Annotated in this window: 22 protein-coding genes, 1 pseudogene and 1 riboswitch; of the genes and pseudogenes, 6 read left to right on the top strand and 17 right to left on the bottom strand. The window is 72.1% G+C overall.

Annotation, left to right across the window (positions count from 1 at the left end; genetic code table 11):
* The first annotated feature begins 463 nt into the window (after nt 1–463).
* Complete coding sequence (locus ACWCQS_RS43385; protein WP_451009629.1) at nt 464–1,474, top strand: LacI family DNA-binding transcriptional regulator; 1,011 nt, start codon at nt 464–466, stop codon at nt 1,472–1,474.
* Between the two features lie 107 nt (nt 1,475–1,581).
* On the opposite strand, the gene ACWCQS_RS43380 is transcribed toward ACWCQS_RS43385, so the two are convergent.
* The 4 genes from ACWCQS_RS43380 to ACWCQS_RS43365 form a co-directional block, all read right to left on the bottom strand.
* Nucleotides 1,582–2,439 (bottom strand): carbohydrate ABC transporter permease, encoded by an 858-nt coding sequence (locus tag ACWCQS_RS43380; protein ID WP_451009628.1) that lies wholly within the window; start codon nt 2,437–2,439, stop codon nt 1,582–1,584.
* On the bottom strand, nt 2,429–3,391 hold the full coding sequence (locus ACWCQS_RS43375) for a carbohydrate ABC transporter permease (RefSeq protein WP_451009627.1): 963 nt from the start codon (nt 3,389–3,391) through the stop codon (nt 2,429–2,431). The genes ACWCQS_RS43380 and ACWCQS_RS43375 overlap by 11 nt, the downstream gene beginning before the upstream one ends.
* The gene (locus ACWCQS_RS43370; RefSeq protein WP_451009626.1) at nt 3,388–4,755 is read right to left on the bottom strand and encodes an ABC transporter substrate-binding protein; all 1,368 of its coding nucleotides are present in this window, start codon (nt 4,753–4,755) and stop codon (nt 3,388–3,390) included. Before ACWCQS_RS43370 ends, ACWCQS_RS43375 begins: the two co-directional genes overlap by 4 nt.
* Nucleotides 4,756–4,892: 137 nt before the next feature.
* The gene (locus tag ACWCQS_RS43365; RefSeq protein ID WP_451009625.1) at nt 4,893–5,984 is read right to left on the bottom strand and encodes a glycoside hydrolase family 172 protein; all 1,092 of its coding nucleotides are present in this window, start codon (nt 5,982–5,984) and stop codon (nt 4,893–4,895) included.
* Between the two features lie 251 nt (nt 5,985–6,235).
* On the opposite strand from ACWCQS_RS43365, the gene ACWCQS_RS43360 reads away from it, so the two are divergent.
* Both ACWCQS_RS43360 and ACWCQS_RS43355 read left to right on the top strand, forming a co-directional pair.
* A complete protein-coding gene (locus tag ACWCQS_RS43360; protein ID WP_451009624.1) occupies nt 6,236–7,714 on the top strand; it encodes an FGGY-family carbohydrate kinase in 1,479 nt (492 codons plus the stop codon).
* A gap of 143 nt (nt 7,715–7,857) precedes the next feature.
* On the top strand, nt 7,858–9,492 hold the full coding sequence (locus tag ACWCQS_RS43355) for a fucose isomerase (protein WP_451009623.1): 1,635 nt from the start codon (nt 7,858–7,860) through the stop codon (nt 9,490–9,492).
* Nucleotides 9,493–9,670: 178 nt separating this feature from the next.
* On the opposite strand, the gene ACWCQS_RS43350 is transcribed toward ACWCQS_RS43355, so the two are convergent.
* Complete coding sequence (locus tag ACWCQS_RS43350; RefSeq protein ID WP_451009622.1) at nt 9,671–10,468, bottom strand: BPL-N domain-containing protein; 798 nt, start codon at nt 10,466–10,468, stop codon at nt 9,671–9,673.
* Between the two features lie 136 nt (nt 10,469–10,604).
* Between ACWCQS_RS43350 and ACWCQS_RS43345 the strand changes: the two genes are divergently transcribed.
* Nucleotides 10,605–11,192: a histidine phosphatase family protein gene (locus ACWCQS_RS43345; RefSeq protein ID WP_451009645.1), complete on the top strand. Its 588-nt coding sequence runs from the start codon at nt 10,605–10,607 to the stop codon at nt 11,190–11,192.
* Nucleotides 11,193–11,256: 64 nt separating this feature from the next.
* Here the strand turns inward: ACWCQS_RS43345 and ACWCQS_RS43340 are convergent, their stop codons facing one another.
* A complete protein-coding gene (locus ACWCQS_RS43340) occupies nt 11,257–12,009 on the bottom strand; it encodes a CbtA family protein (protein WP_451009621.1) in 753 nt (250 codons plus the stop codon).
* A 21-nt stretch (nt 12,010–12,030) separates the two neighbouring features.
* The gene (locus ACWCQS_RS43335) at nt 12,031–12,252 is read right to left on the bottom strand and encodes a CbtB domain-containing protein (protein ID WP_360979986.1); all 222 of its coding nucleotides are present in this window, start codon (nt 12,250–12,252) and stop codon (nt 12,031–12,033) included.
* A 36-nt stretch (nt 12,253–12,288) separates the two neighbouring features.
* Nucleotides 12,289–12,427, bottom strand: a riboswitch (cobalamin riboswitch).
* Between the two features lie 263 nt (nt 12,428–12,690).
* Here ACWCQS_RS43335 and ACWCQS_RS43330 point away from each other — a divergent pair.
* On the top strand, nt 12,691–13,455 hold the full coding sequence (locus ACWCQS_RS43330) for an alpha/beta hydrolase (protein WP_451009620.1): 765 nt from the start codon (nt 12,691–12,693) through the stop codon (nt 13,453–13,455).
* Nucleotides 13,456–13,559: 104 nt separating this feature from the next.
* On the opposite strand, the gene ACWCQS_RS43325 is transcribed toward ACWCQS_RS43330, so the two are convergent.
* The 5 genes from ACWCQS_RS43325 to ACWCQS_RS43305 form a co-directional block, all read right to left on the bottom strand.
* Entirely contained in the window at nt 13,560–13,664 is a 105-nt protein-coding gene (locus ACWCQS_RS43325; protein ID WP_451009619.1) for a hypothetical protein, read from the bottom strand.
* Between the two features lie 150 nt (nt 13,665–13,814).
* On the bottom strand, nt 13,815–15,035 hold the full coding sequence (locus ACWCQS_RS43320) for a sensor histidine kinase (RefSeq protein ID WP_451009618.1): 1,221 nt from the start codon (nt 15,033–15,035) through the stop codon (nt 13,815–13,817).
* 159 nt (nt 15,036–15,194) lie between these two features.
* Nucleotides 15,195–16,931 carry a sodium/solute symporter gene (locus ACWCQS_RS43315; protein ID WP_451009617.1) on the bottom strand — a complete coding sequence of 579 codons (1,737 nt, stop codon included), beginning with the start codon at nt 16,929–16,931 and terminating at the stop codon, nt 15,195–15,197.
* 31 nt (nt 16,932–16,962) lie between these two features.
* Nucleotides 16,963–17,328 (bottom strand): hypothetical protein, encoded by a 366-nt coding sequence (locus tag ACWCQS_RS43310; RefSeq protein WP_451009616.1) that lies wholly within the window; start codon nt 17,326–17,328, stop codon nt 16,963–16,965.
* A gap of 124 nt (nt 17,329–17,452) precedes the next feature.
* A complete protein-coding gene (locus tag ACWCQS_RS43305) occupies nt 17,453–18,268 on the bottom strand; it encodes a LytR/AlgR family response regulator transcription factor (protein ID WP_451009615.1) in 816 nt (271 codons plus the stop codon).
* A 149-nt stretch (nt 18,269–18,417) separates the two neighbouring features.
* Here ACWCQS_RS43305 and ACWCQS_RS43300 point away from each other — a divergent pair, with 149 nt between their 5' ends.
* Nucleotides 18,418–19,461 (top strand): bifunctional class I SAM-dependent methyltransferase/NUDIX hydrolase, encoded by a 1,044-nt coding sequence (locus tag ACWCQS_RS43300; RefSeq protein ID WP_451009614.1) that lies wholly within the window; start codon nt 18,418–18,420, stop codon nt 19,459–19,461.
* Nucleotides 19,462–19,467: 6 nt separating this feature from the next.
* Here the strand turns inward: ACWCQS_RS43300 and ACWCQS_RS43295 are convergent, their stop codons facing one another.
* The 5 genes and pseudogenes from ACWCQS_RS43295 to ACWCQS_RS43275 all read right to left on the bottom strand — a co-directional run.
* The gene (locus tag ACWCQS_RS43295; protein ID WP_451009613.1) at nt 19,468–21,843 is read right to left on the bottom strand and encodes a glycoside hydrolase family 65 protein; all 2,376 of its coding nucleotides are present in this window, start codon (nt 21,841–21,843) and stop codon (nt 19,468–19,470) included.
* On the bottom strand, nt 21,840–23,885 hold the full coding sequence (locus ACWCQS_RS43290) for a xanthine dehydrogenase family protein molybdopterin-binding subunit (protein WP_451009612.1): 2,046 nt from the start codon (nt 23,883–23,885) through the stop codon (nt 21,840–21,842). The genes ACWCQS_RS43295 and ACWCQS_RS43290 overlap by 4 nt, the downstream gene beginning before the upstream one ends.
* 574 nt (nt 23,886–24,459) lie before the next feature.
* Nucleotides 24,460–25,455 carry an FAD binding domain-containing protein gene (locus ACWCQS_RS43285; protein ID WP_451009611.1) on the bottom strand — a complete coding sequence of 332 codons (996 nt, stop codon included), beginning with the start codon at nt 25,453–25,455 and terminating at the stop codon, nt 24,460–24,462.
* On the bottom strand, nt 25,452–25,991 hold the full coding sequence (locus ACWCQS_RS43280; protein ID WP_451009610.1) for a (2Fe-2S)-binding protein: 540 nt from the start codon (nt 25,989–25,991) through the stop codon (nt 25,452–25,454). Before ACWCQS_RS43280 ends, ACWCQS_RS43285 begins: the two co-directional genes overlap by 4 nt.
* A gap of 94 nt (nt 25,992–26,085) precedes the next feature.
* Nucleotides 26,086–26,352 (bottom strand): annotated as a pseudogene (locus ACWCQS_RS43275) (coagulation factor 5/8 type domain-containing protein); the annotation flags it as partial.
* Nucleotides 26,353–26,359: the final 7 nt, after the last annotated feature.

Below are 26,359 nucleotides of genomic sequence, written 5' to 3'. Positions count from 1 at the left end.
CACCACCCGCCCCGGCGTCAACCGGTCCAGCGCGCCACGCCGCCGGTCCCCACCGTCCAGCGCCTGCTCCCGCAGCCTGCGGTACAGCTCACGGAACGCCGCTTCGGACAGGGGCCGCGGCGCCGGGGAGCACGCGGAAGCGGGCCACTGGTGCGAGGTCATCGGAAACTCCTCCGGGACTCGGAACGGTCGCCCACGGCCGCGACCGACCGGGCAGCGGGTGCGCCGGCCGGTTCGTCCATCGGTGGCAAGGCACGGCCGGGGGCGGCAGCTCCGCCGTCACGAAGGCGCTCGCGTGCGTCGAACTCGGGGACACCTTGCCGTCATTGCACCACTCGGCCAGGGGCCCCGCATGTCCGCACCGGGCGGCGGGATGACGTCCGCGTCTGCCCTGGCCTGGCCGCATTCGGGGGTGAAAACCTTTTCAGACACAGGTAGGGTGGTTCCACACACGGCTGAAAGGATGCGCACTCAGGTGGTGACGATCCATGACGTGGCGCGAGCCGCCGGGGTCTCCCCGGCGACGGTCTCGCGTGTCTTCAACGGCGGCAAGGTCACGCCGGAACGCGCCCTGTCCGTCCAGCAGGCCGCCGCGGCTCTCGGCTTCGCGCCCAACCGGGTGGCCCGGTCGCTGCGCAAGCAGCAGTCCAGCGTGATCGCCCTGATCATCCCGGACATCGAGAACCCCTTCTTCACCTCGCTCGCCCGCGGGGTCGAGGACGCCGCACAGCGCACCAGCCTCTCGGTCGTCCTGTGCAACTCCGACGAGGACACCGACAAGGAGCGCCGCTACCTCGAGGTCGCCCTCGGCGAGCAGATGGCCGGTGTGATCGTGGCCGCGGCCTCGCAGGACGGGACGGATCTGGCGCCGCTGATCGCCCGGGGCGTCCCCGTGGTCGCCGTGGACCGGCGGCCGCACGCGGCCGAGGTGGACGCGGTGCAGGTGGACAACCAGCACGGCGGCGAGGTGGCCACCCGCCATCTGCTCAAGGCCGGTTACCGCCGCATCGCCTGCATCACCGGCCCCCGGGGCGCCTCCACCTCCGAGGAGCGCCTGGCCGGGTACCGCATGGCGCTGTACTCCGCGGGCGACGCCGTCCAGGCCGGCGACGCCTACGTACGGCACGCGGACTTCCGGGTCGAGGGCGGCCGGGCCGCGATGCGCGAGCTGCTGGCGCTGCCCGAGCCGCCGGACGCCGTGTTCGTCGCCAACAACCTCATGACGATCGGTGTCCTGGACGCGTTGCGCGAGGTCGGAAGCACTCCCCCGGCCGTCGGCGTGCTGTCCTTCGGCGACGTGCCGTGGGCGTCGCTGCTGCGGCCCTCCCTGACCGCGGTGGAGCTGCCGTCGTACGAGCTGGGCCGTACCGCCGCCGATCTGCTGCTGCAGCGCATCGAGGGCAAGCCGTCGCCGCTGCAGACCGTGGTGCTGCGCACCAGGCTCCAGGTGCGGGAGAGCACCGCCGGACCCTGAGCCGGCCAGGCACGCGAAGGGCGCGGTACCGGTCAGGTGACCGGTACCGCGCCCTTGTTCGTGGGCCCTGCGCCGCCGCACGCCCGGGCCCACGCCAGGGTCCGGAGCTACTTCAGTCCGGACGTCTTGATCGACTCCACGATCTGCCGCTGGAAGACGAAGAACAGCACCAGCATGGGCAGTGCCGCGACCGTGGCCGCCGCCAGGATGTAGTTCCAGTTGGAGGTGTACTGGTTCTGGAACGAGGCGATGCCGAGCTGGACCACCGTCAGGGACTGGTCGTTGGTGGCGACCAGCGGCCAGACGAAGGCGTTCCAGTTGGCGAGGAAGAAGAAGATCGCCAGGGCCGACAGGATGGGCCGGGACATCGGCAGGACGATGTTCCAGTACACCCGCCAGTGTCCGCAGCCGTCGACGATCGCCGCCTCCTCCAGCTCCTTGGGCAGCCCCAGGTAGAACTGGCGCAGCAGGAAGATGCCGAAGGCGTTGAAGATGGCCGGGATGATCAGGCCGGCGTAGCTGTTGAGCAGGCCCAGCTCACGGGCGACCAGGAACAGCGGGATCAGCACGACCGGGGCCGTGACCAGCAGGGTGGCGAAGATCGCGCCGAAGAGCTTCTCGCGGCCCGGGAAGCGCAGCCGGGCGAGCGCATAGGCGGCCATGGAGTGGAAGAACAGCGCCACCACGGTGATCACCGCGGAGATGAAGAAGCTGTTCCAGAGGTAGCGGCCGAAGGGGACCTCGGTGAAGACGTAGACGAAGTTGTCGAAGGTGAAGTCCTTCGGGATCAGGTTGCCGTCGGTGACGGTGGCCCGGGTCTTGAAGGACGACGTGACCATCCACAGCACCGGGAAGATGCTGATCAGCGACAGGACCACAGCCAGGGCCGTCAGTCCGGCGCGCGAGGAGCGCGGCCGGCGTCCACCCTCCCGGCCCGCCCGGGTCGTCAGGGCGTCACTCGCCATCGTCGAACCTCCCGCCTCTCGTGAGCTTGAAGATCACGGCGGAGATCACGACCATGATCAGCACCAGGAACGAGCCCATGGCCGCCGCGTAGCCGAACTCGCCGAATCCGAAGGCCTGCTGGTAGATGTAGAAGATCGCCAGGGACGTGCCGTTGGCGGGGCCGCCGTTGGTCAGGACGAAGATCAGGTCGAGGCCTCCGGTGATGGCGGCGACCGTCGACATCAGCAGGACGAAGAAGCTGGTGGGGCGCAGCAGCGGCCAGGTGATGGTGCGGAAGGTGGTCCACGGTCCCGCGCCGTCCAGCTTCGCGGCCTCGTAGAACTCCCTGGGGATCTCCTGGAGCCCGGCCAGGAAGATGATCATGTAGTAGCCCATCATCACCCAGACCATGACCGTGATGACGCAGCCGAGGGCCAGGCCGGGGCTGCCGAGCCAGGACTCGCCGCCGAAGCCGGCCGCGCGCATGGCCCGGTTGACCACGCCCGTCTGCTCGTCGAGCAGGAACTTCCACAGCACACCGACCACCACGAGGCTGATCACGTACGGCAGGAAGAGCGCGGTGCGGTAGACGCCGACGCCGGGCAGCTTCTGCTTCACCAGCAGGCCGAGGCCGAGGCTCACACAGAACAGGACGGGGACGAGGATCACGACGTACTCGCCGGTGATCTTCATCGAGTCCCAGAACAGCGGGTCGTGCATCATCCGCTGGTAATTGCCGAGCCCGATCCACTTGTACGAGCCGAAGCCGCTGACCTGGAAGAAGCTCAGGGCGATGGAGAGCACCATCGGGATGGCGACGAAGACGAGGAGCCCGAGCACGTCGGGCGCGAGGAAGAGGCCCGCGGCCAGCCATTCGCGGTGCTTGCGGCTGAGTCTCGGTGTGTCCGCGGAGGCGGGTGCCTGCGCCGGGGCCGCGGCCCGCCGGCGCCGTTCTGCGGCGACGCTGCTCATATCAGGCTCGCCCCCTTGTAGCTGTTGGTGTACGCAGCGATGGACTGGGCGGCTCTTGCCGCCTCACCGGCCACGCTTCGGCCGGCGAGCATGGTGCCCTGGATGGCGTCGGAGATCGCCTTGTAGACGACCGGGGGGTAGCGCGGCTCGGCGCGTCCGCCGGGGAAGATCTCGTCCTTGAACTTCTTCATGATCTCGGAGTCGTAGCCACCCTTGGCGGCGCCCCGCTCCAGGGCGCTGGTGCGGGGCGCCACGTCGGACTTGGCGCCGACGCACCAGTCGACCATCCGGTTGATCGAGTCGTCCTTCATGGACCCGAGCGCCCAGGCGCAGAACTCGGCCGCGGCTTCGGGGTTGCGGCCCTGGGCGTTGGCGCAGAAGGACCAGCCGCCGAGCGTGGTGACGTACTTGCCGCCCGGCGGGACGGGCAGCTTGAAGACGCCGTAGCGGTACTGGGGGGCGAACGCCTTGAAGCTGGAGACGTTCCAGATGCCCTGCTGCCACATGGCGACGTTGCCGCCCTTGAAGCCGCCTATCACATCGTCGGCGGCGGGCACGGTGCGCGGCGCTATGCCGTGGCGTACGGCGTCCTGCCAGAGCCCGAGGGCCTGGCGGGTGGCCCTGGAGTCGAAGACGACCTTGCCCTGGTGGTCCAGGACGTCGCCGCCGCCCTGCCACATCCACGGGTACCAGGTGAAGTTCTGGTAGTAGCCGGGCTGGGTCTCGAAGACCAGACCGGCCCGGGTCTTCGTGCGCAGCTTGTCGCCGATGTTCAGCATCTGGTCCCAGGTGGTGGGGATGTCGGCCTCGGACAGGCCGGCCTTCTCCCACACGTCCTGGGCGTAGAACATGGCCAGCGGCTCGATCTCCATGGGGAGGGCGTAGACCTTGCCGTCGACCTTGCGGCTGTCGAGCGCGGAGCCGTAGTCGTCGATGGCGGCCTTGTCCATGTGCGGGGTGAGGTCCGCGAGGACACCGCCGTTGTAGTAGCGCAGGAAGTCGCCGGGGGAGAGCAGGAAGATGTCCGGGCCCTCGCCGGTGGCGAAGGCGGACGGCAGCTTGAAGCCGTTGAGGTAGGTGGGCTGCGGCAGATAGACGAGGTCGATCTGCTGCTTGTGGGTGCGGTTCCAGGCGGCGACCATGTCCACGAACCACTTGGACTGGGCGTTGATCGCGGGGTCGGGCGAGCGCTGGGGGCCGTAGAAGTTCCAGAACTGGAGGTTGCCCCCCTTCGCCTGTGCCGTGCCGCAACCGGTGAGCAGGGCCGGGGAGGCGAGGGCCGCGCCGGCGCCCGCCGCCGCGGTGAGGAAACGCCGGCGTGACGTGGTGGCCGGGCGCCCGGCTTCGTTGCCGTGCTGGAGCATGCGTGCGCTCCTGTCGGAGTGGGATGGGGCTGGGAACTTGCGGTGGGACGGGCGTGGGGGGCTTGTGGTCGGAGAGACGTGGGACGGGGTCGGGCTGCTGGGGGACGGGGAGGCGGGCTTGTGACGGGGGAAGCGGCTCAGTCGACTTCGAGGGTCAGCAGGTCCGGTGTGGCCGGACGGGAGGCCGAGCTCGGGGCGTCCAGGTAGAAGAGCGAGGTGCTGGCGATGTCGTCGCTGGTGTGCCGGTAGCGGTGCGGCAGACCGTTGCCCTGGCCGGGGCCGATGCCGAGGCTCTGCACGGTGACGCGCAGGTCCCGGGAGAAGCGGACGGGGTCGAGGATGTGCCAGCGGTACATGCCGAACCGCTGCTGGCTGCGGTAGAGCCCGTCGGGGCGCAGGATCTGGTTCAGGCCCAGGTAGGGGGTGGTGTAGGCGGTGTAGCCCTGTCCGGGGACGTCGAAGTTCCAGGCGCCGCCGAAGTAGTCCTCGGTGCCGGTGCCGCAGATCGTCGGGAACTCCTCGTCGCCGTCGAGGTAGAACTTGAACTCGCCCTCGCCCCACCAGCCGGGGCTGTTGACGCCCCAGGCGAGGTAGGTGCCCACATAGCTGCCGGCGCCGGTGACCCCGTCGAGCAGGGTGTGCACCTTGCCGTACGGCACCGGGTGGCTGCGTCGCCACTGGGCGTGGAAGTAGGAGGCGTCCTCGCCGACCTCGTCCAGTTCGTAGTCGACCTGGTAGTAGAGGGTGACCTTCTCGGCGGTCAGGTTCTCCAGGGTGATGCGTGCGCGGCGGCGGAACGGCATGGGCCAGTACGCGTTGAAGCCGCCGTTGGGGTTGGCGGCTACGGGCACGGACGAGACCTGGCTGAAGGAGTTCCAGCCGTTGCAGAAGAAGTCGCCGAGCGGAACCTCGACGGCCGGGGTCTCCTCGGCCTCCCAGTACATCCGCAGCAGGGTGCCCCGCCAGGCCGTGTGCGGGTCGGTGGTGCACCACAGGTGCCGGATGGTGCCCGGCCCCTCGACGTCGGCGAGCACCGCGGTCTCGCCGGTGGCGATGTCGATGCTCGGGGAGATCTTCCAGCCCGGCCCCAGCCTGCTCGCCGCGACCGCGCCGGTGCCCTCGGTGGCGCGGCCGCCGCCGGACTTGGCACCAACGAAGTTCTCGGCGCTGATGGAACGGCTGACGGCACGGCTCCTGCGGGAGATGCCGTCGAGTCCAAAGGTCGTCATCGTGTTCTGTGCCTTCACGGTCTTCATGGGTGGGGTGCGGGGCGGGCCCGGAACCGGGCCGCGCACCCTGTGAAATCCATTTCAGCGAAAAGTAGGGCCGCCGTCAGGGGGTGTCAAGGGGTGAGATCCCCGCGCACTTCACCGGCCCCGCCACGCCCGTACTGAGCCGTTTGCCCGGTCGTGTTCGGCACCAAGACCCGACTCCGCGCGGCCTCTTGACGCTGAAATCGATTTCTGCGAGCGTGCTCGTCATGCCTCGCAACGCAGTCATCGGTGTGGACATCGGCACATCGAGCAGCAAGGGCGTCCTCGTCGGTCTCGACGGCACCCTGATCCGCTCGGCCGTGCGGGAGCACACCCCCTCAAGGCCTGGTCCCGGCCGCTTCGAGATGGACGCCTCCGTGTGGTGGCGCGAGTTCTCCGACATCGCCCGCGAGCTGACCGGCCCGGGCGACAGCACCGTGCTCGCGGTCGGGGTCAGCGGCATGGGCCCCTGCGTCCTGCTCACCGACGAGCACGACACGCCGGTGCGCCCCGCGATCCTCTACGGCGTCGACACCCGCTCGGTCCGCCAGATCGGCCGCATCGAGGAGCAGCTGGGCGCCGAGGAGATCATCCGCCGGTGCGGTTCCGCGCTCACCACCCAGGCCGCCGGGCCGAAGATCGCCTGGGTCGCCGAGGAGGAGCCCGAGCTCTACGCCCGCGCCCGCCGCCTGTACATGCCCAGCTCCTGGCTGGTCCGCAAGCTCACCGGGACCTATGTGCTGGACCACCACTCGGCCAGCCAGTGCACTCCGCTGTACGACACGCTCACGGGCGAGTGGTGCGGCCCCTGGGCCGCCGAGGTGGCCCCCGGCATCGAGCTGCCGCCGCTGCACTGGTCCGGCGAGGCGGCCGGCACCCTCACCGCCGAGGCCGCCGAAGCGACGGGCCTGCCGGCCGGGATCCCCGTCACCACCGGCACCATCGACGCCTGGGCCGAGGCCCTGAGCGTAGGAGCACAGCACACCGGTGACCTGATGCTCATGTATGGCACGACCATGTTTCTGATCCACACCGTGCCCAAGCCGCTCACCAGCCCCTCGCTGTGGGGCACGGTCGGCGCCCTGCCCGGCACCCGCAACCTGGCCGGCGGCATGGCCACCTCGGGCGCGGTCACCAACTGGCTGCGCGATCTGTTCGCCGACGGCGACCACGCCGAACTGACCCGCCTGGCCACCGAGTCGGGGCCGGGCGCGGGCGGGCTGCTGATGCTGCCGTACTTCTCCGGCGAGCGCACCCCGATCATGGACCCGGACGCCCGTGGCGTCATCGCCGGCCTCACCCTGTCCCACACCCGCGGCGACCTCTACCGGGCCGCGCTGGAGGCCACCGGATTCGGGGTCCGCCACAACATCGAGGTCATCGAGGAGGCGGGCGGCGACATCCGCCGCGTGGTCGCCGTCGGCGGCGGCACCCAGGGTGCCCTGTGGACCCAGATCGTCTCCGACATCACCGGCCTGCCGCAGGAGCTGCGCAGCACGACGATCGGCGCGAGCTACGGCGGTGCCCTCCTTGCGGCGCAGCTCGTCGGGGACGCCGACATCGACCGCTGGAACCCCGTGCAGCGGACGGTGACGCCGCGCGTGGAGCACCGGAGCCGTTACGACGAGCTGTACGCGCTCTACCGGCGGCTGTACCGGGAGACTTCGGCGACCGTGCATGCCCTTGCCCCGCTGCAGGAGCGGTGACCTCCGCCGAGACCAGGTAAGGGGCTCCGCCCCTTGAACCCCGCCCGGGGGCGCCGCCCCCTGGACGCCGACCTATGCCCACCCACCACCCGACTCGGTCGGCCGGAGGGTGGCCGTCATACGCACACCCCTACGGAGATCGCATGACCGCATACACCCTGCCCGTCCCCAGCCGACCGGCGACCGGCGAGCCGAACACCGTCTACACCGTGGCCAGCGGTGACCTGCGCCCCGCCGCCAACGTCACCTGCTGGCCGACCCAGGAGAAGCTGGAGAAGGACCTCGCCGCGGCGCTGACCGACCTGGGCCGGCAGGTCCGCCGCGGCCACGCCTTCGACGCGGCCAAGGGGCACGGCTTCATCGACAGCCAGCGCGCCGGCCTCGAGGTGTTCAAGACCCTGCCGAAGGACGCGCCGCTGATCGTCGTGGAGGGTGTGTGGCAGTACAGCCACCACGTCCTGGCCGGACTGCGCGACCACCGCGGCCCGATCCTGGTCGTCGCCAACTGGAGCGGTGAATTCCCCGGCCTCGTGGGCCTGTTGAACCTCGCCGGCAGCCTCACCAAGGCCGGACGCGAGTACTCCGTACTGTGGAGCCCGGACTTCACCGACGACTGGGCCCGCGACGGCCTGCGCACCTGGCTGGAAACCGGCACCCTCACCCACGACACCAGCCATGTCCGGCCGTTGCCGCCGCTGCCCGAGGACCCCGAGACCGAACTCGGGGTGGCACTGGCCCGGCAGCTGCGCGAGGAGAAGGCGATCATCGGCGTCTTCGACGAGGGCTGCATGGGCATGTACAACGCCATCATCGACGACGAGTTCCTCAACCCGCTCGGCATCTACAAGGAGCGGCTGTCGCAGAGCGCCCTGGTCGCCGAGATGAAGAAGGTCTCCGACGAGGAGGCGCAGGCGGTGCGCGCCTGGCTCGACCACGCCGGAATGACCTTCCACACCGGTACGGACGAGGCGACCGAGCTCACCGACGCCCAGCTGCTCAGCCAGTTCAGGATGTACATAGCCGCGCTGCGCATCGCCGACGACTTCGGGCTCGACGCGGTCGGCATCCAGTACCAGCAGGGCCTGAAGGACACCGTCCCGGCGAGCGACCTCGCCGAGGGTCTGCTCAACAACGTCCAGCGCCCGCCGGTGTTCAGCCGTGACGGTGCCCGCGAGCTGTACGCCGGAGCGCCGCTGCCGCACTTCAACGAGGTGGACGAGGGGGTCGCCGTCGACTCCCTGGTCACCAACCGGATCTGGACGGCTATGGGCCTCGACCCGGCCACCACGCTGCACGACATCCGCTGGGGCGAGGAGTACGACGGCCGGTTCGTGTGGGTCTTCGAGATCTCCGGCTCGGTGCCCGCCTCCCACAACGGCGGCTACGACAAGTCGTACAGCATGCGGCAGCCCCCGATGTACTTCCCGCTCGGCGGCGGCACGCTCAGCGGGGTCTCCAAGCCCGGCGAGATCGTCTGGTCGCGGGTCTTCCTGATGGACGGCCGGCTCCATGTCGACCTCGGCCGTGCCACGGCGATCGAGCTGCCGGAGGAGGAGACCCGGCGCCGCCTCGAGGCCACCACCCCGCAGTGGCCGATCATGCACGCGGTGCTGCACGGCGTCAGCCGCGACCAGTTCATGGCCCGCCACCGCGCCAACCACCTGAACGTGGCCTACGCCCCCGACACGGAGACGGCCGACAAGGCGCTGCGCGCCAAGGCCGCCCTCTTCGCCGAGCTGGGCGTCGAGGTCCACCTGTGCGGAGACGTGGCGCTGTAGCGGACCGGCGGGCGGCCGTCCGCCCGACGTGCCCGACCGCCCCAAGACTTCGCGGTGTTCCGCCCGGCCCCCCGTACGGGCGGAGCACCGCGAACCAGAACGTGAACGACTGAGCAGGCCAACCAGGAAACCCACGATTCCGACTGAACGGGTTCCTCAGGGCGGGCGGCGTGGACCGCTACAGCCCCTTGACCGTCTCCTCGACGAGGTCGTGGCCGAGATCGAGACGCACGCCGTCGGGATTCCTCAGCCTCGCGTCGGAGTACCAGGAGCCATCCGCCTCCGGGTGCGGCCCGACCACCCCTACGCGTCCCTTGCCGTACGGCGCGACGACAGCGGCGGCCGTGCCGTTGTCGTACCTGGCGAGTACGGACGCGTCGGCACCGTCGGCGAGCACGAAGTACGGCCCGTCCTGGAAGTACATGTGGCGCCGCTTGCCCTTCCGGGTCACCGGCACGACCGTGTCCTTCTCGTCATGGACCGAGGCGCGCGGTGAGGTGATGTACTCGGCGGTGTCACCGGGCAGCAGGCCGAACCCCGGATCCCTCCCGGCCAGATAGCCGCCCATGCAGAATCCGAGGTAGCGGCCGCCCGCCCGCGTCCAGTCACGGATCGCCCCGGCGGCACCCTTCAGCTCCTCCCAGGTGCCGTCGACATCGTCGTTGCCGCCGGGCTGTGCGTAGACGTCGGCGTCCGCCAGACCGGCCGCGGTCAGGGGGACGTCCTCGTCGGGGCCGACGTAGGCGACCGTGAACGGACGCGGGGCCTTCCTCAGCAGCGCGGCGACCGACTCGGCACATCCGTCACAGGCCGCGGGTCCCCGGTAGACCAACGCCAGCAGCGGGTCGGCCGCCCGCGGGGAGGAACCCGTCCCGGCGCAGGCGGTGGCCGTGCCGGTGAGCAGGGTCGCGGCCGCGGCGGGAAGGACCCGGCCGAGCAGTCGGCGCCGGTCGATGGAGGGAACGGGAGGTATCACGTGCCGCCGCCTGTTCTTCCGGGGGAACCGAGCACCCATGATCGCCAGTCCGCACGGTGCGCCGCGAATCCCCGGTTGATCCTCTCGTCAGCCGGATCTTGTGCGTCGTTCGCCGATGCTGGTAGCTCTGAACCACGTGACCAGCCGAGTTCTTCTCCTCTCCCCCGCCATGAGCGCGTCACTGCGGCAGGCCCGCTTCGACGACGGTGGCTCGATCGACGGCAGCGGAGCGGCACGTGCCCGCTCGGCGGCCGCGGCCCTGCCCGCCGCGGCCCGTGTCCTCACCTCCCCCGGCGTGCGCTGCCGGGAGACGGCCGCGGCACTGGGCCTCGACGGTGTGCCGGTACCGGAGTTGGCGGGTCTCGACGTGGGCCGCTGGCGCGGGCGCACCCTGGAGGAGGTGGGGGCCGCCGAGCCGGAGGCGGTGGGCCGCTGGCTCTCCGACCCCGAGTGCGCACCGCACGGGGGTGAGTCCGTGCGGGACCTGTGCCGGCGGGTCGCGCGGTGGCTGGCCGGCGCACAGGACCTGACGGGTCGTACGCTCGCCGTCGTCGAGCCGGAGGTGGTGCGGGCGGCGGTCGTCGACGCACTGGACCTGCCCGCAGCGCTCTTCTGGCGCCTCGACGTGCCGCCGCTGACCCTGACCGAACTCAGCGGCCGGGCCGGGCGGTGGAATCTGCGTCTGGGATCTCCGCTTGGCACGCCGACGCCGGAGGCTGACTAGGCAAGGAGGACGGCCGAAGGCCCGGCGGACGGTTCCGCCGGGCCCTGCTGCCGTACGCGAGGAGTCAGTGCGCGGCCGGAACCGCTCGCCGCTTCGCGGCCGTCGCCGGCTTGGGGTTCAGCAGCCGTTCGGCCAACTCACCGAAGACCAGGCCGAATCCGGCCCACAGGGTGGTCTGGATCGCCAGTGCCGAGAGCCGGAAGCGCCACAGCAGGGTGGCCGGGAAGCCCTTGGGCACCTCGTTGACGACGGGCAGGAACTGGTACGCCAGGCCGATCACGACGGTGAACGCGACCACCGCGGCCACCGTGGCCCACCAGGTGCCCAGGCGCGGCGCGAGCCGTTTGCCCAGGAGGGTGGCGGCGACCGCCAGCAGGACGCCGAGCAGCATCATCAGGAAGTACAGGGTGGTCCGCTTGCCGATGGTGTCGGGGTTGCCGACCGACGGCGGGTTGGCCGGGTACTTCAGGAACGGCACGACGTACACGGCGAGCAGCGCGCAGCCCGACAGCAGCAGTGCCGTGGCGCGCGGGCCGAAGCGCCCCACGCGGCCGAGGGCGAAGCTGAAGGCGAGCGCGGCGATGCCGCCGAAGGCGACCCCGTAGACGAGGACACCGGTGGCGAGGCCGGCGGTCGACTGCAGGGAGCGGGAGACGGTCTCCATCTCGTGCTCGTGGGAGTGGGCCTGCTCGAAGCTGATCGCCTTGTCGACGTTCGGCTCACCGAGCACGTAGGCCACGACCAGGGCGAGCACGCCGGCCGCGAGGCCGGCGAGCATGCCCCGCACGAGAAGGTTCCGTACGGTTGCGGAGTTCATGGGCGCGCGGTGTTCGTCGCGTCAGTGGCAGGGGAAGCCCAGCAGGTGGCGCGCGTCGTGCACCCACTCGTGGACGTCCGTGCCGTTGAACACGGAGGTGGCGCCCTGCTCGGCGCCGACGAAGTAGAGCAGGATCAGCATGAGGATGCCGAAGAAGACCGCCCAGGGAGCAATCGCCTTCAGCGGCAGCTTGGCGGGAACGACGGGGGTGGTGGCTGTCGGCTGGGCGACGGTCTGCGCCATGGCAGGACCTCCTCTGGGAGTTCGCGTCCCATCTCGGTGGTGCACAGGACGACGACCACGGGTCTGACTCACGAGCCCCTTGCGGGTCCCGCATACAGTGGCGCGACCGTGCCGGATTCTCACCGGCTTCCGTTTCGCCGTCGTCGATATCGGACCGACCGTACCGCGCCAGACGCGCATGGCCAAGACCGCCTCCCTGCCAAGTGATCTCCCTCTCCACCAGGTGTGTTCGCGCGCCAGACACGTGGCAGGAAAGAGGCTGGGCGGGATGATCACCGGTCTGGTAGCTTGCAGTTGACCGTGATCAAGGCCGAGGAGGTGAGACCCATGAAGGCTGTATTCGTGTGGGTGCTCCCCCTCGTCGTCACGGTCGGGCGATCGACGTAGGTGTCGCCGGGAGCGCCTCGACAACCAGGCACTCCCGAAAGGCAACACACCATGACATCTTTGAAGTTCATCGCCGAGTCGTCCGTCAACGGCATGATCGAACGCGACTTCACCGTGGGCGAGGTCCCCGGTGTCCTCTGGTCCCCCGCCTCCGGCGCGGACCGTGCGCCCCTGGTCCTGATGGGCCACGGCGGCGGCAACCACAAGAAGCATCCGGCGATGGCCGGTCGTGCCCAACTCCTGGTGAACGGCTGCGGCTTCCATGTCGCGGTCATCGACGCGCCGGGTCACGGCGACCGGCCGCGCACGGCACACGACGAGCAGGAGATCGCGGAGCTGTTCCGGGCGAGGGCGGCGGGCGAGCCGGAAGGCCCGATCGTCGTCCGCTACAACGCCCATCTGGCGGAGCTCGCCGTGCCCGAGTGGCAGGCGACGCTGGACGCCCTCCAGGAGCTTCCGGAAATCGGCGCCGACGGGCCGGTCGGCTACTTCGGCATCAACATGGGCACCGCGATCGGCGTGCCGCTGGTGGCGGTCGAACCCAGGATCACCGCCGCGGTCTTCGGTCAGCACTGGCCCGACGTCCTGGCGGAGAAGGCGAAGCAGATCACCGTCCCGATCGAGTACGACATGCAGTGGGACGACGAACACATCCCGCGCGAGGCCAGTCTGGCGCTGTTCGACGCCTTTGCCTCGACGGAGAAGACCCTGCACGCCAACGCGGGCAGGCACAAGGAGCTGCCCCGGTTCGAGGCCGCCAGCGCGGTCCGGTTCTTCGCCCGGCACCTCGGCCGAACGGCCAACGTGCCGGCCTGACATGAGCGGTGGCGGCGCCCGGCCTGCCGGTCGGGCGCCGTTGCCGTGACCCCGGGTCGGGGCTGTGCGTCCTTGTGCGGCCCCGAGCCGTCAGGCCGTGCGGGCTACCGCGTCGGTGAGCAGCCTTTCGAGTTCCGGGCGACCCGGTCGCGGGGCTGCACGCTGTGCTGGGCGCGGCACATGGCGATGGCGCCCTCGACGGACGCCACGACGAGGGACGCGAGACCGGGCGCCCGGTCGGATCGACGCCGTGCGCCGCGAGCGCCTCGCTCAGCAGCCGGTGCCAGTCCTCGAACACTCCGGCGGCGGCGACCGGAGCCGACGGGATCTCCTGAGAGACGGGACCGCCGCCGGGACGCCTAGGCCGTGAACCCTCCTTCAGTCTCGGGCTGTGCGGGCCGGGCCTGGATGCCGGGGCGGAACTTCGGGACACGGAGGGTGATCTTCGTACCCGCTCCGACACCGGTCTCGATGACGAGGCCGTGGTCGTCGCCGTAGACCTGGCGCAGCCGGCGGTCGACGTTGTTCAGGCCGATGCCGGTGGCGGGTCCTGCCGTGCCGCGCAGGATGGCGCGCAGGCGTTCCGGTTCCATGCCGATGCCGTCGTCCTCGATGACGACCCGGGCCTCGGTGCCCTCGTCCTCGGCGATGATCGTGACGCCGATGCGCTCCGCGGACCCCTCCAGACCGTGTTTGAGGGCGTTCTCGACGAGCGGCTGCAGGCAGAGGAAAGGCAGTGTCACGGGCAGCACCTCGGGGGCGATGCGCAGGGTGACCGTGAGCCGACGGCCGAAGCGGGCACGGGCGAGTTCCAGGTACTGCTCGATGGAGCGCAACTCCTCGGCGAGGGTGGTGAAGTCGCCGCCGCGGCGGAAGGAGTAACGGGTGAAGTCGGCGAATTCCTGAAGGAGTTCACGGGCGCGCTCGGGGTCGGTGCGGACGAAGGAGGCGATGCTCGCGAGGGAGTTGTAGATGAAGTGCGGGGAGATCTGGGCGCGCAGGGCCCGGACCTCGGCTTCGTGGGCGCTGGTGCGGGCCCGGTCGAGCCCGGCGAGTTCGAGTTCCAGGGAGAGCCGGCGGACCGCTTCCTCGCCGGCGCGGACGAGAGCGGTGGACTCGTCGGCGGCGAGCAGGACGAGGGCGCCGGGGGTGCCGCCGTCGGCGGGGAGCGGCACCAGGGCGCCCCAGCGGACGGGGCAGCCGGTGTCGTCACAGGGCAGCGGGAAGGTCCGGGCGCGGGACGGGTGGGTGAGCTGTGCCGTCAGCTGCGCGCGGTGGTGTTCGGCGGCGCCGTCCCAAGCGAGCACGGCGGTGTCGTCGGTGAGGGCGAGGGCGGGGGTGCCGAGCAGGGGGCGCAGCCTGCGGACCGTCTTTCGAGCCGTGACCGGGGTGAGCCCGGCGCGCAGGGGTGCCGCGGCGAGCGCGGCGGTGTGCAGGGCATGGGCCAGGGCGCGCGACGCCCCCTCGCTGTCGGGCGAGTGCTCCTGCTGCCGGCGCGCCGCCCCGTGCCCGAGGGCGGCACCGAGCACGAACAGCGCGAACGCGGCGAGAGCGAGCGCCGCGGTACCGAGGACGGTCATGGGCGACGGGGGTTCGGGGCGGCGGGGCGGCTGGTGGAGTGCCGGGGGACGCAGCCGAGCGCCGAGCGCCTGCCGGAACGACCGACACGCAGTGCGGGACGGCCGGTGCGTCCTACGGCGTCCTGGTCCTTGTCGCTGGTGTGCACAACGGCTCCTCGGTCAGGTCGTCGCCGGTTCGGGGCGGGAGGGGGCCGGGGGTTCGGGGAGGTGAAGACGGGCCATGGTCGAGGCGGTGCCGGGTGGGACACGGCTGCGGGTGGCCAGGGAGATCAGGACCATGGTGGCGAAGCCCACGGGGACGGACCACACCGCGGGCCACGCCAGCAGGGTGTGCAGCCAGCCGGAGCGGGCGCCGCCGACGATGGTGGCCGTCACCGCGGTGAACGCCGAGCCGCCGCCGAGGACGAGCCCGGCGATCGCGCCCGGCGGGGTCAGTCCGCGCCACCAGATGCCGAGCACGAGCAGCGGGCAGAAGGAGGAAGCGGAGACGGCGAAGGCGAGTCCGACCGCGTCCGCCACGGGCAGATCGCTCACCATCGCCGCGGCGGCGGTCGGCACCGCGATCGCGGGCAGCGTGGCGAGCCGGAAGTGGCGGACGCCGAGCGTGGGCAGCACGTCCTGGGCGAGGACGCCCGCGACGGACATGGTGAGCCCGGACGCCGTGGAGAGGAACGCCGCGCAGGCGCCCCCGGCGACGAGGGCGCCGAGCAGGTCCCCGCCGACCCCGCCGAGCAGCCGCTGCGGCAGGACGAGGACCGCGGCGTCGGTGTCGCCGGTCAGGAGCAGATCGGGGGCGTACAGGCGGCCGAGCATGCCGTACACGGGGATGAGGAGATAGAACCCGCCGAGCAGGGCGAGCACGCTGACGGTGGTGCGGCGGGCGGCGCGGCCGTCGGGGTTGGTGTAGAAGCGGACGACGACGTGCGGCAGGCCCATGGTGCCGAGGAAGGTGGCGAGGATCAGCCCGTAGGTGGCGTACAGGCCGTGCTGTTCGCGGTCCGAGGACAGCGGCTCGGCCCAGCTGGAGGGCGCGGCACGATCGGCGGCCCGGTCCGGCAGGGGGACGCGGGCGCCGGCCGGGAAGCGCAGGGCGGTCCCCGCGCCGATCCGGTGCCGGCCCTCGCCGAGCCGCAGCGAAACCCCGTGCAGCGCACGGCCGTCGACGGCGCCGGACGCGGTCACCCGGACCGGCTCGCGCACGGTGAGGGTGAGTGGCCGGTCGATGCGCACCTCGGTGGAGCGGTGGAAGACGGGCCGGTCGTCCCAGGCGGGTGCCGGAGCGTGGTCGCCGTGCCAGGCGAGCAGCAGGAACACCACGGGCACCAGCAGGGCGGTGAGTTTCAGCCAGTACTGGAAGGCCTGGACGAAGGTGATGCTGCGCATCCCGCCTGCGGCGACGGCCGCGGTCACCACGGCGGCGACGACCAGACCGCCGAGCCAGCCGGGCGATCCCGTGAGCAGCCGGAGGGTGAGACCTGCGCCGCGCAGCTGGGGCAGCAGATACAGCCAGCCGATACCGACGACCAGCACACCGGCGATCCGCCGCACCGCCCGGGACTCCAGTCGGGCCTCGGCGAAGTCGGGCAGGGTGTAGGCGCCGGAGCGGCGCAGCGGTGCGGCGACGAAGGCCAGCAGGACCAGGAACCCGGCGGTGTAGCCGATGGGGAACCACAGCATGTCGACGCCCTGGGCGAGGACGAGCCCGGCGACGCCGAGGAACGACGCGGCGGACAGGTACTCGCCACTGACCGCGCAGGCGTTCAGACGGGGGGCGACGGTGCGCGAGGCGACGTAGAAGTCGGAGGTGGTACGGGAGATGCGCAGCCCGAGCGCGCCGACGAGGACCGTGGCGAGGATCACCGCGGTCACGCCCACGATGCCGTACGTCTGGTTCACCGGCCGGTCCCGGCGGGAAGTCGACGCATGGTCAGGGGAGTTCCGCGGGAGCGGCGGCGGCCGGGGCGGTCTCGTTGCGCTCGGCGCGGCGGACGTACCAGGCGCCGATGGCCAGCAGGGCGGGGTACGGGGCCACACCCAGGAGAAGCCAGACGGCGAGGGGGACTCGGGATGCGGCGTCGGCGAACGGCAGGACGCGCAGGAGCACGGGAAGCAGGCCGAGCAGGAGAGCGAGCAGGGCCATCGCGGCGAGCGCGGCCCGCAACTGATGCTGCATCAACCGCCGCAGTCGTTCCTCCGAGTACGGCGAGGGGTCCGGGCGCGGTGCGGTCGTACCGGCGGAAGGGCGCGGCCGTCCGGTGACCACCTCTCTGCGAGGGACGGATTCCGCACCCATGACGCACTCCCGACGCAGCGGTGATCACCTCGTGCTGCGGCGAGTGTACGCAGCGGGACCCCGCCGAGACAGCGGGTGGACGAGAATCGCCACAGGTCCGTCACCCGGCAACCGCCTCCCTCGTTCAACGGGCCCTGCCCGCCGCGTGTTTGGCGAGAAGATCCCGTAGTTCCCGGGCGTTGCGCCGGCTCACGGCGAGCACGCGGTCGCCGATCCGTACGGTCACGTTGCCGCCGTCCAGACGGAGTTCCTCGATGCGGCCGAGGGCGACGAGCCGGCTGCGGTGGATGCGCACGAACCCACGTGCGCGCCACTGTTCCTCCAGGGTGGACAGGGCGACGCGGACCAGGTGGCTGCCGTGCGGGGTGTGCAGTCGCGCGTAGTCGCCCTGGGCCTCGACATAGGTGATGTCGGCGATGGGCACGAACCGGGTCACCCCGCCCAGTTCCACGGGGACCTGATCACCGAAGGCGGGTGCCTGCTCGGGCGCGGTCGTGGCGGGGGCGGCGGCCGGCCGGGGGCCCTGCCCGGCGCGTACCAGTTCGGCGACCCGGCGGACGGCCTCGGCGAAGCGTTCCTTGCGGAGGGGCTTGAGCAGGTAGTCGACGGCCTTGAGGTCGAAGGCGCGGACCGCGAAGTCGTCGTGGGCGGTGACGAAGACGATCAGTGGCGGTGCGGCGAACCCGCCCAGCAGCCGGGCGAGTTCCAGGCCGTCGAGTCCGGGCATGTTGATGTCCAGGAAGACGACGTCGACGGCTTCCTCGCCGTCCGGCCCGTCCGCCACGGCCCGGCCGAGCCGGCGCAGCGCCTCGGTGGGTCCCGCCGCGGGCACCACGGTGCCGACCCGGGGATCGCGCTCCAGGTGGTACAGCAGTTCCTCCAATGCGGGCTCCTCGTCGTCCACCGCCAGCACACGCAGGGGAGCGTCGCTCGCGCTCATCTCCGCCGTCTCCTTCCCGCTTCAACCGCTTACCGGTGCATGGTGGTCCGCCCGGCCGTCCGCGTCGAGATCGCGCACGCCGGTGTACGACGGGCGCCGCCGGGCGAGGATCCCGAAGTCCGGGGAAACGAGCGGCCCGAGGAGGCCCGGTGGCATACGTGAGGCGCGAGCAGTGGGAGGCGCACTACGCGGGCGGGGGCCGGTTCCGGGAGCTGGGCGACACCGAACGGCGGCTGCTGGCGAAGCACGTCCCGGCGCCCGCGGGCGGACTAGCGCTGGACGTCGGCTGCGGACTCGGGGAACTCGCCCGTCAGCTGGCCAGCTCCGGCTACCGGGTGGACTCCGTCGACTGGTCCAAGGCCGCGCTCACGGAGGCCCGGCGCACCGAGGCGGTCGGCGTGACGTACCGCCGCCTGGACATCGAGCGAGACGATCTCGGTCAACTGCCTTCCCACGCCTACGACTTGATCACCATCCGGCTCGGCTGGGCCTTCGTCCGCGACCGCACCCGGGTGCTGAACCGGCTGCGCGAACGGCTGCGCCCCGGCGGCGCGCTGTGTGTGATCACGCCGCTCTCGGACGGGGTGCCGGACGACCGGCGCGGCATCGCCCTGGACGAGCAGGAGATCGGTCTGCTCCGCACCGGCTGGGCGTCCGCCGACCGGTACGACGCCGACGGCCTGGCTCTGCTCGTCCTGCGCGGCCCCTCCCCCGCCACGCCCGGATACGCCGGCAAGGGCCGCCCCTCCCCGCACGCCCTCACCGGCGCCGGTGTCGTCGTCACGGACGCGGCGGGCCGGGTGCTGCTGGGCTGGTCCGTGCGGGGCGTCTGGGAGTTGCCCGGTGGCAAGAACGACGCGGACGAGGACTTCGCCGCGGCGGCCGTCCGCGAGCTGGAGGAGGAGACGTCCTTGAAGGCCGACCCGGCCGGGACGCGGGTGCGGGCCATCCTGATGGACTACGTGCACGGCATCCCGAGGGTGACGGCCGCCGTCCGGGTGACCGCCTTCACCGGCGAACCCGTCGTCACCGAGCCGCGGCTGATCCGCCGCTGGGAGTGGCACGAGGTCGGCGATCTGCCGCTGCTCGAGCGGCCGCTGTTCACGCCGAGCGCACATGTCCTGGACACCCTGTGGCCGGGTCTGCTGCCCGGGCTGCCGCCCGTGCACCGGTACCCGGTGACGGACGGCTGAGCGGTGTCAGTCCGGGACCACCAGCCGTGCCGCCTCCCCCGGACCCACCGGCACCACCCGGTCGCGCAGGCAGACGTCGATGGGGGCGCGGTCGGAGTCCGGCACGGCGATCTCCAGCAGGCCGCTGCGCAGGCGGAGATGGACGCCCCAGTGGCCGTGGTAGCGGATGGCGAAGCCGTACGAGGAGAGTTCGGGCAGGGGGACCGGGTCGAGGCACAGGGCGCCGTCGCGGGTCTCCAGGCCGGTCAGTCCGCGCTGGACGAGGTCGAGGGTGCCGGCCATGGCGCCGAGGTGGATGCCCTCGCCGGTGGTGCCGCCCTGCAGGTCGGCGATGTCGCCGCGCAGCGCCTCCTGGACGAACGCCCAGGCGTCGGCGCGGCGGGCCCGGGTCAGGATCCAGCCGTGGACCAGGCCGCTGAGGGTGGAGCCGTGACTGGTGCGGTGCAGGTAGTGGTCGACGGTCGCGGTCCAGGTGTGTTCGTCCAGGTGATAGCCCAACCGGTCGAACATGGCTCGGAGTTCGGCCGTCGAGAAGAGGTAGCCGAGCATGAGGACGTCGGCCTGTTTGGACGCCTTGTAGCGGTTGACCGTGTCGCCCTCGGCCTCCAGGATCCGGTCGAGCCGGCGGATGTCGTCGTACCGCTTGCGGTAGTCGTCCCAGTCCAGCTCGGCGAGGTCGCCGTAGCCCTCGAACTGGCTGATCACCCCGTCGTGGAAGGGGATGTGGAGGGTGCGGGAGATCTCCTCCCAGTGGGCGGGCTCGTCCTCGTCCAGGCCGATGCTCTCGGTGAGTTCGCGACGGCGCGGCTCGGGCAGGGTGCTCAGCAGGTCCAGGGTGCGGGCGAGCACCCAGGCGGCGGTGACGTTGGTGTACGCGTTGTCGTCCAGTCCCGGCCGGGGCGCGCCGGGGTAGGCGTCGTGGTACTCGTCGGGGCCCATCACGCCCCGGATGCGATACCGGCCGAGGCGGTCGTCGTAACCGGCCGAGTCCGCCCAGAAGCGCGCGATCTGCAGCAGCATCTCGGCGCCCTCGCCGTGCAGGAAGTCGGTGTCCCCGGTGGCCTCGCAGTACTGCCAGATGTTGTAGGCCACCGCCGAACCGACGTGGTGCTGCAGCCGGGAGTGGTCCGGCACCCAGCGGCCGGAGCGGGGGTTGAGGTGGAGTTCCGGAGCCTCCTCGCGGCCGTCGCTGCCGCTCTGCCACGGGTAGAGCGCGCCGCGCCGGTCGAGTTCGCCGGCCGCGTGGCAGGCGGCGTCGAGACGCCGGTGCCGGTAGTGGAGCAGGGCCCGGGACACCTCGGGGAGGTGCAGGTTGAGGTAGGGCAGGACGAAGAGTTCGTCCCAGAAGACATGACCGCGGTAGGCCTCGCCGTGCAGTCCGCGGGCGGGGACACCGGCGTCGAGGTCGGCCGTGTGCGGCGAGAGGGTCTGCAGCACGTGGAACAGGTGCAGCCGCAGGATGCTGCCCGCCTCCCCCGGCACCTCCAGCGCGGTGCGCCGCCACAGCTGCTCCCAGGCCGCGGTGTGCGTCTCCAGCAGGGCGTCGAAGCCGGGGGCGGCTCCGACGCGCTCGACGGCCGCGTCCAGCGGGTCACCGATGGCGGGGTCGTGCGAGGTGTGCAGCGCGACCGTCTTGTCCACGGTGACGGTACGGCCGGGTGTCAGGCGCAGCTTCACGTGCTGGACGGCGCGCAGGGCTTCGTGGGCCGTCGCCACCGGTGCGTCGGTGGCCAGCCGGGCGGCCAGGGCGCATTCGATACGGGAGGTGCGGGTGTGGCAGCGCAGCCACATCGCCCCGTGTGCGGCGAGACCGGTCCGGATCTGGGTGAGGTGCCGGCCGTCCAGGTCCCGGTAGCGGGCCACGCCGGAGTTGGTGACGCGTCCGTCCAGCGCGGCCTCGACCTCCAGCTCGGTGCCCTGGCCTTCGACGGTGAACTCGGTGCGCAGGGCTCCGATATGACGGTCCGCCAGGTGGACCAGACGGAGCTGGCGCACATGGAGCGTGGCGCCGCCCTCAAGGCCGTAGCTGGTGCGGCGTTCCAGCAGGCCGGGGTCGAGATGGAGGGTCAGATAGTGCTCGGTGACGGGGTCGGAGTCCGGGGTGAGCCAGGCGGCGCCCGCCGGGCGGAAGCGCAGCGGCAGCCAGTTGGGGAGGTTGACCATGTCCTCGTGCTCGACCCGGCGTCCGGCGACCTCGGAGGTGAGCCGGTCGTAGCAGCCGGCCACGTAGGTGCCCGGGTAGTGGACGTCGTCCGCGATGCACTCGGCCAGTGCCCCGCGGGTGGCGAAGTACCCGTTGCCCAGCGTGCACAGGGACTCCCGCAGGCGTTCCTCCTCGGGCCGGTAGCCCTCGTACTCCCAGGCCGGCCCCGTCACGGTCATCCCTCGGACAACAGGCCGGTGAGGATCCGGTCGGGGGTGAGGGGCAGTTCACGGAAGCGGATGCCGGTGGCGTGGTGGACTGCGTTGCCGATGGCGGCCGCGGTGCCGACGATGCCGATCTCGCCGATGCCCTTGCTGCCCATGGGGTTGAGGTGCGGGTCGTCCTCGTCGATCCAGTCGGCCTCGATGTCGGGGACGTCGGCGTGTGCGGGCACGTGGTAGGAGGCGAGGTCCGCCTCGGTGAAGTCGCCGAACGCGCGGTCCATCGTGCTGTGTTCGGTGAGGGCCATGCCGAGGCCCATGGTCATGCCGCCGGTGAACTGCGAGCGCGCGGTACGGGGGTTGAGGATCCGCCCGGCGGCGAAGATCCCGAGCAGCCGCCGTACCCGGGTCTCGCCGGTGACTGTGTCGACGGCGGCCTCGGCGAAGTGGGCGCCGAAGGCGTGCCGGGCGTAGGGGCTGTCGGCGTCGGCCTTTCCGGCGGTGTCGGCGTGGGTCCCGAGGCCGTCTGCGGGCAGCGGCCCGGTGTGTGCGGCGAGCCGGGAGGCCAGCTCGGCGCACGCCTCGTGCACGGCCCAGCCCCAGGAGGCGGTGCCCATGGAGCCGTCGGCGAGCCAGGCCGACGGCAGGTCGCTGTGCCCGATCTCGGTGCGGACCCGGTCGAGGGGCGCGCCGAGGACGTCGGCAGCGATCTGGGCGAGGACGGTACGGGCCCCGGTGCCGATGTCGGTGGCGTTGATCCGGACGACGAAGGTGCCGTCGGGCAGGGCCCGGGCGGTCGCGGTGGCCGGCACGGCGGCGGCCGGGTAGGTGGCCGCGGCCACGCCGGTGCCGATGAGCAGCGGGCCCTCCCGGTGCACACCCGGGCGTGGATCGCGCTCGGCCCAGCCGAAGCGGCGGGCGCCCTCGCGCAGACACTCCACGAGGTGCCGGCTGCTGAACGGTTTGCCGCTGTCGGGCTCGCGCTCGGGTTCGTTGCGGATGCGCAGCTCCACCGGGTCCATGCCGAGGGCGTCCGCGAGTTCGTCCACGGCCGACTCCAGGGCGTACATGCCGGGCGCCTCGCCGGGGGCGCGCATCCAGGACGGGCTGGGCACGTCGAGCGGGACCACCCGGTGGGTGCTGAGCAGGGCCGGGGTGGCGTACATGATGCGTGAGGGCACCGCGGCCTGCTCGACGAACTCCTTCACCCGGGAGGTGTGGGTGGTCGCCTCGTGCAGTACGGCGGTGAGCCGGCCGTCCGCGCTCGCGCCGAGCCGCAGCCGCTGCACGGTGGGGGCGCGGTGGCCGACGGTGGTGGGCAGGTGGCGGCGGGGGTAGGCGAGGGTGACGGGCCGGCCCGTGCGCCGGGCGGCCATGGTGGCGAGGACGACGTCGGGGCGCGGGGTGCCCTTGGAGCCGAAGCCGCCGCCGACGTGCTCGGTGACTACGGTGATCCGGTCCTCGGGCAGCTCGAACAGCTGGGCGAGGACCTCCCGCACGGTCGTACCGCCCTGGCTGGAGGTGTACACGGTGAGCCGGTCCCCGTCCCAGTGGGCCGTGGTGGCGTGCGGCTCCATGGGGTGATTGTGCAGCGGCGGCACCCGGTAGGTGGCATCGACGCGGACGTCGGCGGCGGCGTAGGCGGCCTCCGGGTCGCCGCGCTCGACCCGCCCCGGATAGCCGGCGTTGGCCTCCTCCGGCTCGTAGGCGTGCGGATGCCCGGGGTCCAGACCGGCGTCGTGGGGTTCGGCCGTGTAGGTGACACGTACCGCCCGGGCGGCCGCGCGGGCCGCCTCGAGGGTGTCGGCGACGGCCAGGGCCACGCACCAGCCCCGGTGCGGCACCTGCGGGCCCTGCAGGACGGCGAGGGTGGCGTCCTCGGGTGCGGCGAGGCGCGGGGCGTCGTCGGGGGTGAGGACGGCGAGGACCCCGGGCAGGGCGAGGGCGGCCGAGGTGTCGACGGCGGTGACCCGGCCCCGCGCGATCGCGGCCGGCACGGGCCAGGCGTGAACGCGGCCGGGCAACGCGTACTCGGCGGCGTAGCGGGCCGCACCGGTCACCTTCTCCCGCCCTTCCCGACGCTCGGCGGGCGCACCCAGGGCACCACCGGGGTGCCCTCCTGACAGACGCTCGGCGAGCGACCCGGTGGGGGTGCCCGGGGGCGCGGTCCGTGCGTCGCGGCGCTGTACGCGCGCGTGCGGGGCGCTGTCCGGGGCCGGGGCCCCTTCCTGGGCGCTGCCGGGGGCCGTGTCCCCACTCGCCCGGCGCTCGCCGAGAGCCCCTCCAGAGGCCGAGTTCCGCGCGTCTGGGCACTCTACGGAAGTGCCTGAGGCGCTGCCGGGGCCCGGCTCCCCACCCTGCCGGTGGCCATCGAAAGCCCCGCCGGAGACCGTGTTCCGTACGTCCCGGCGTACAGCGGAAGTACCCGACGCCCTGCCGAGGGCTGAGCCCCGACCCGACCGGCGCTCGCCGAGAGCCCCAGTGGAGGCGCCAGGGCCCGGACCCCCACCCGGCCGCCGCTCGGCGAAAGCCCCGTCAGGGGTCGGGTTCCGTACGTCCCGGTATTCGGTGGGGGTGCCCGGGGAGTTGCCGGTCATGGGTTCCTCCTGGTCTGCTCGCTCCTGTTGCGCCGGCTCAGGCGACCGCCGGTGCGGGGGCGAGACGGTTCAGGACGTCCAGGGCGAGATTGCGGGCGAGGGGCACCTTGTAGGCGTTGTCCCGCAGCGGCTCGGCGTGCGCGAGCTCCAGCGCCACGGCTCCCTCGAAGGCGGCGGGGGTCGCGGGGCCGCCCAGCAGTGCCAGCTCGGTGTGCCGGGCCCGCCAGGGCCGGTGGGCGAGCCCGCCGAAGGCGATCCCCGCGTGGTCGACGACGCCGTCCGCGACCCGCAGCACTACGGCCACGGAGGCGAGGGCGAAGGCGTACGAGGCCCGGTCGCGGGCCTTGCGGTAGGCGGACGGCAGGCCGGCGGTGGCCGATGGCAGCAGTACCCCGATGATCAGCTCGCCCGGGCCGATCCAGGTGTCCCGGTCGGGATGCTCACCCGGCAGCCGATGGAACTCCGTTGCCGGAAGCCGCCGGATGCCCTCGGTGCCGTACAGCTCGACCTGTGCGTCCAGCGCGGCCAGGGCGACGGCCATGTCGGACGGGTTGGTGGCGATGCAGTGCTCCGAGTGCCCGAGGACGGCGTGGTCGCGATGCACGCCCTCCCGGGCGCCGCAGCCGCTGCCGGGCTCACGCTTGTTGCAGGGTTTGTCCAGGTCCTGGAAGTAGGGGCAGCGGGTGCGCTGGAGCAGATTGCCGCCGGTGGTGGCGGCGTTGCGCAACTGCCCGGAGGCGCCGGAGAGGAGCGCCTGGGACAGCGCCGGGTAGCGGTCGCGGACGCGCGGGTCGGCGGCCAGGTCGCTGTTGCGGACGGTGGCGCCGACGCGCAGGGAGCCGTCGGGCAACTCCTCGATGCCGGCCAGCGGCAGCCGGCCGACGTCGATGAGTACGGCGGGCCGCTCCACGCCGAGTTTCATCAGGTCGACCAGGTTGGTGCCGCCGGCCAGATAGCGGGCGCCGGGGTGGGTGGCGTACGCCTCGACGGCCTCCTCGACGCTGCCGGGCCTGAGGTATCCGAAGCCGTTCACCGGATCACGTCCTCCACCGCCTCGACGATGCGCGGGTAGGCGCCGCAGCGGCACAGGTTGCCGCTCAGGCGCTCGCGGATCTCGGGCCGGTCCAGCGGGACGGGCCGGCCGGAGGGGGCCGCGGGGTCGGTGACGTGGGAGGGGTGGCCGGCGGCGGCCTCGGCGAGCATGCCGACGGCGGAGCAGATCTGCCCCGGGGTGCAGTAGCCGCACTGGAAGGCGTCGCGGTCGAGGAAGGCCCGCTGCAGCGGGTGCGGCTCCTCGCCGTCCCCGCCGAGGCCCTCGACGGTGGTGATCTCGCTGCCGTCGAGGGCGACCGCGAGCAGCAGGCAGCTGTTGACGCGGCGGCCGTCGGCCAGCACGGTGCAGGCACCGCACTGGCCGTGGTCGCAGCCCTTCTTCGCCCCGGTGAGACCGAGGTCCTCGCGGAGCAGGTCCAGCAGGACACGCCGGTGGTCGACGTGCAGGGTGTGGGGCTTCCCGTTGACCCGGAGGGTGATCTCCGACTCGGGAGGGAGCTGGTTTTCGCTGGTCATGGCAGGGATGGCCTTCCGGACGGGCCCTGGTGTCCGTCCACTCCGCGTATCCACGCGACGGCGCCTCACACGTCCGGGAGGCCACACCCTTGTCTCACGGGTAGCGGACCAGGTCCGCCACGTCGGTCGAGGAGTTCGAGGGTCCTCCGGTGCTGTTGGTGACGTGACTGATGGTGCCGGTGCCGCCGAGGGACACGGTGACCATGCTGGTGAAGCGGACGTTCGGGTTGTCCGGCACCTCGAAGGCACGGTCGGCGGTCACGCTCGGGTTGGCGTTGAAGTAGCAGTAGCTGCCGAGGCCGTACGCCTGGTGGCCGGTGACCGAGTCGGCGACCTTGTAGGCGGCGTAGCCCTTGGTGGCGGCGGCC

It is taken from the genome of Streptomyces sp. NPDC002076, assembly GCF_053593835.1.
Note: the sequence above shows the minus strand (reverse complement) of the source record. Positions and strands in the feature narration are given on the sequence as shown.